The organism is Bacteroidia bacterium, from assembly GCA_019695265.1.
Lineage (GTDB): Bacteria > Bacteroidota > Bacteroidia > JAIBAJ01 > JAIBAJ01 > JAIBAJ01.
This window is the reverse complement of sequence record JAIBAJ010000174.1, coordinates 1-4,546: the sequence shown is the minus strand read 5'-3', so window position 1 is coordinate 4,546 and position 4,546 is coordinate 1. Positions and strand designations below refer to the sequence as shown.

The 4,546-nt window shown below is 38.8% G+C and carries 3 protein-coding genes and 1 tRNA gene; 2 read left to right on the top strand and 2 right to left on the bottom strand.

The genetic code is table 11. The features are described from left to right. Window positions 1-230: 4-(cytidine 5'-diphospho)-2-C-methyl-D-erythritol kinase (locus K1X82_14895; GenBank protein ID MBX7183397.1), on the top strand; the 230-nt coding region annotated here is incomplete at its 5' end. 1,003 nt (window positions 231-1,233) lie between these two features. On the opposite strand, the gene K1X82_14890 is transcribed toward K1X82_14895, so the two are convergent. Together K1X82_14890 and K1X82_14885 are read right to left on the bottom strand one after the other, a co-directional pair. Next, complete coding sequence (locus K1X82_14890; GenBank protein ID MBX7183396.1) at window positions 1,234-2,505, bottom strand: DoxX family membrane protein; 1,272 nt, start codon at window positions 2,503-2,505, stop codon at window positions 1,234-1,236. Between the two features lie 87 nt (window positions 2,506-2,592). Beyond that, complete coding sequence (locus tag K1X82_14885) at window positions 2,593-4,278, bottom strand: Ig-like domain-containing protein (GenBank protein MBX7183395.1); 1,686 nt, start codon at window positions 4,276-4,278, stop codon at window positions 2,593-2,595. A 137-nt stretch (window positions 4,279-4,415) separates the two neighbouring features. On the opposite strand from K1X82_14885, the gene K1X82_14880 reads away from it, so the two are divergent. Continuing rightward, window positions 4,416-4,499 (top strand) — tRNA-Leu (locus tag K1X82_14880). Window positions 4,500-4,546: the final 47 nt, after the last annotated feature.

Genomic DNA, 4,546 nt, shown 5'->3' with positions numbered 1-4,546 from the left:
TTAGTCTGCTTCCAATGGATGAATGGAAAAACATAGTAAAAAACGATTTCGAAGAGTCCATTTTCCCAAAACATCCTCAGCTTAAAGCATTGAAAGAAACACTCTACAATTTGGGTGCCGAATATGCCTCCATGACCGGAAGTGGTTCATCTGTTTTCGGACTTTTCAAGAATAAAATTGAAGTGGATGAATTAAAAAAATATGGCCAGGTATGGATAGAGGAATTGTAATCCATTTTAAGTTTATTTGGCGGGCCCCTTCCGCCTAAACAAGAATTTGCAAATCCCGGTTCAACTGCAACGGCGTTCAGGTCACGCTTTCGGCTGTAGTCCTCGTCCCCCGAGGCTAACGCCATCGGGGTCCTGTGGGCTACTTGCCTCAATCGTTGCCCGGACCCAAACCCCGGGCTTCATTGCTTTGAAATAGGATGGAGTGCAAACCTTACCTTAAACAAGGAATTCAGAAAAGCACTCGACCAATCCAATAGTAACCTATCAAAACCTACAACTACAGTAAATTCAGTTCCGGCATGCAATAATACCGAATGAACATTATGTTTAGTCCAATTTTAGGTATTAATTTTTATTGAGAAAATTGGCCTAACATTCTGTATACTCGGCATTTATACCGAATGGACAAAATGTATAGTCCAATTTTATACTTAAATTTTCTTGAAAAAATCGGACTAACATTTTGTATCCTCGGTACTTACCAATTTTGAAAATGCCGAGGATAAAAATAAATGATTCCAGGAGGCCTAAGCGAACTGGAATCATATAATTTTTCCTCTCGGTATAAATTTTTAAAAGCCTTCGGACTATTTATAAATTAAAATTGATATAACTTCAAATTCAAGGATTTCAGAACGATTTATGACTTCAAAACAGTTCACCATTTCTTCACCCAAAAATAAACCTGAAACCCCTGTCTTTATTGTATTTGAAAGCCTCATAACGATTTCTTTCTATTGCAGATTTTTTGGAAAAGTGCTTTCTCTTAATTGGTTAGCGGAATCCAACTGTACCAACAGGTATAAAAATTCAAAACCAAACAAAATGAAATTGCACTACACCATCGGGTAGGGATAGAAGTGGAAAGCCCACAGCCGAACGTGGCTTTAGCCCGGGCGGCGAGGACTTGAAACGTATAGCCCGGCCATTCGCCTTACTATCATTCTGTAAAATTGATAAAGTCTGTGGCGAATGGACCCGCCCAAAAAAACAACTTATCAGGCTATTTTTTTAATTCCATTGCTTTCTCAAAGGATGGGAAATCGTTGTAATGCCATTGTCCAACAACAGTTCCATTTTTCAAGGCAACCAGGCCCGGATTGGAGCGAATAATTGTTTTTAAAGTAATGGCATCGCAGTAGAAATACTCGAAAGATTGACCAAACTTAGTTTCCAGGGTTGCTACCTGTTCTTTTGTACTAGCTGTTGCCCCCTTAAACATGATGTTGTTTTGCGCACAGGCATCCGAAAATGCTTTAATAGCAGGTTGGATATCCAAATTAGTTTTATCAAGATCATAAGCAACCAAAAGAAAGTTCAAATCGGGATTTTCCAGAACATCTCCGGTATAATCAGACTTATCGGCATTCATTAATACAAAATCATGGATTTTAGCAGGAATACCGGCTTTAATTACCGTGGTATCAAAACCTAAATATTCAAAATCTTTTTCATAATCAGGTGGAAATTGTTCTACATGAATTTCTTTACCTGTTTGTTTATTTTTCAGGTTATACGTGTACTTCAACACACTGGGAACACCCACCATTTGTTCGGGAATATTCTTACCAATGGCATAGGCTCTAAAATCTTTAAAAGGCAAATGTGCATAAGCCTGGTAGGTAAACCAGGAGGAAGAAAGAAGTCCAATGCAAGTAGCAATTAATGCAGATTTAGCTTTAATTACTTTATTTAATGCGATATAAAGTAGTGTTAAAACAGTTGGGAAAACTACCGGAACATACCAATTTAATTTGGAAGATAACCAAACCAAAAAACCCAGACAAAGTCCAAAAAGAACAAACAATGGACCATCAATTTCATTCTCTTCAATATGCTTTTGTCCGGCCATAATAATCAGAATTAGGGTTAACAAAACCAAATCTTTAATGAACGATTGCCAAGGAGTTAGAGGAATAGCATCGCCAAAGCAACCGCAAGAACGCACCCATTCATATTGAGCTGAAACAAAGGTTAAAGCAGTAAAGAAAAGAATGAGTAACAGAAGCAGTAGATTTGTTAACTTCTTCATGTAACCGGTTAGAACCGCCACGCCCAATACAATTTCCAAAACCACAATAAACATGGCCAGAGGTAAAGCCCAATCCACCATAAAATCAAACAACCAACCCAAGGCAGAGAATTCCTCTTTAAACTTTTCAAAATACTCAATAAGTTTATAGGAAAAGCCAAGCGGGTCATTGGCCTTAATAAGGCCGGAAAAGATAAACAGGTAACCAACTAGGGCTCGGGAAATAGTAGTAATTAGCTTCATATAGTGAATTCTGGTCCACAAAAATAATAGCCAACAGGTAGGAAAGGTCAAAAAAGGTGTTAAGGTATTTGGAAAGAAGAAGGGGAACTATTTAACCACCCAATCCAAATCTAAATCCCAATTCGCTTTAACCTCCACTTTACCGGAGTAAATTATAACTTTTTCAGGTTGAATATGATGCAGGTATTTACCGGTATCCCAAACCCCGTTTTGATTTGCATCAACAAGCAATCTCAGTCCATAATTGCCAGGATTTAATAAAGGAAATTGAATTGTGCCACCATTTAATACTTGTTTCTCCCGAACCATTACCCCCTTTTCGTTTAAGAGTTGAAGGATACAGGCGTCTTTCCCATTCTCCATTTTCAAACTAAGTTTCAAATTTCCAAACTCTTTTAAAGCCTTTATTTTGAACGTAGTTTTTAAAGTATCATTTCCTTTGCCATACATATCTTCCAAGGCCTTTGGTGGAATGAGAAAGCTATATTCTTTTTCTTCCTTCCAAGGATAGTACACTTTGAATTTCCTGGCACTTAGGCTATCGTTTTTAACTTTAACGGAGAAGGTATCTTTACCACTTATCAGAAGGGCTTGGGTAAAGTCGGCAAATTGAATCGGATTGGGCGATGAAACCAAGATACTTCCCTTGGGGTCCATTCCGGTACCGGGAAGTTGCAATTGCCAAACCTCGTTGGCACTCCTATTGATTTTTGATTTCCCTCCGCCTGCTTCCTTTTTTAATTTTCTATAAGAAAGGTGTAAGGTATCAGCCGGAAAAGTATCGGCCCAAATTCGGAGGTGCAGCGAATCAGAGATTGTATCATTAAACCACAATAAAATAGAATCCCGTTGAGTGGAATATTCAACACTTTCCCAGGTATTATTTGAAAGCGGAGCAAGCAACTCATAATTCAATTTATTAACCGGGATGTTGTAAAGCAGTTGCAGCTTACCAATTCGTTCGTAATTCCATTTTTTAAGAGCCTGCTTTTCCTTTTTTTCGGTAAAAACCTTAATGGCAAGTCCGGGGAGGGAATGCTCGGCATGAAGTTTCACTTTACTTGTTTTCTGCAAGGTATCAGTATTAAGCGTATCCTTTTGCAAGGTATCGTTTACCGGAGGAGCAACATAGATTGGAATAACCACTGAATCCAGAAAACCAATTTTTTCTTCATCCGGGTTATCGAAAAGGTAGTTGTTGTTTTTCTCTTGCAGTGCGATTAATTTATAGGATCCTTGGGCCATATTTTGAATAGAAAAGTGGCCGGATTCATCGGTTCGGTCAAAATAGGATGGTATTTTTTTATAGGGAAGCGAATCGATATTTTCGGAATAAGCCATTACCAGCACGCCTTTTTCCGTTGAGCCAGTAAGGGCATCTTTTACAACACCTTCCAGTCGAAGAGAATCGATAAAAGATCCGGTGGAAAAAACATAATTAAATTCAGGCAAAGGATTCGCCTCATTCAGATCGACGATACATTGGCCGAAGTTCAGGTTATAGGTAGTATTTGGGAGGAGGGTATCAGAGAATTTAATTTGCAGCGCTTTACCTTTAGACAAGTATTCGAGCGGGTATTTTAGCGGAGGAGAAATTACGACTTGGGTTTGAGGGTCTTTGGTTAGGACATATTCATCAAATTCCAAGGTAATTTTCTTTTGGGAGAAATTAGTGGAGAAATTAGAAGGGGATGCTTGGAGCAAGGAAGGAGCTTGAGTATCTTTATCTCCGCCGGATGGAGCAACAACATTTGCACAACTGGCGAACAGCAAACAGATTAATGCAAAGAAATGAGTCCACAAAAGCCGGAATCTGATCACTGATTAAGTTTTTTTTTTGGCAAAAGTACATTTTCGATGCTGGGGAAACAAAAAATATATACTTTCGCAGCCCCATACCGAACAAAGTTGCCCAGATGGCGGAATCGGTAGACGCGTTGGTCTCAAACACCAATGAGGTAACACTCGTGCCGGTTCGACTCCGGCTCTGGGTACGAAGTAAGAAGCCCTGTAAATTTTTATTTGCAGGGTTTTTTTGTTT

Excerpts from the sequence above, each read along its gene's own strand:
- K1X82_14890 (MBX7183396.1), bottom strand. The coding sequence starts at position 2,505 with ATGAAGCTAATTACTACTATTTCCCGAGCCCTAGTTGGTTACCTGTTT.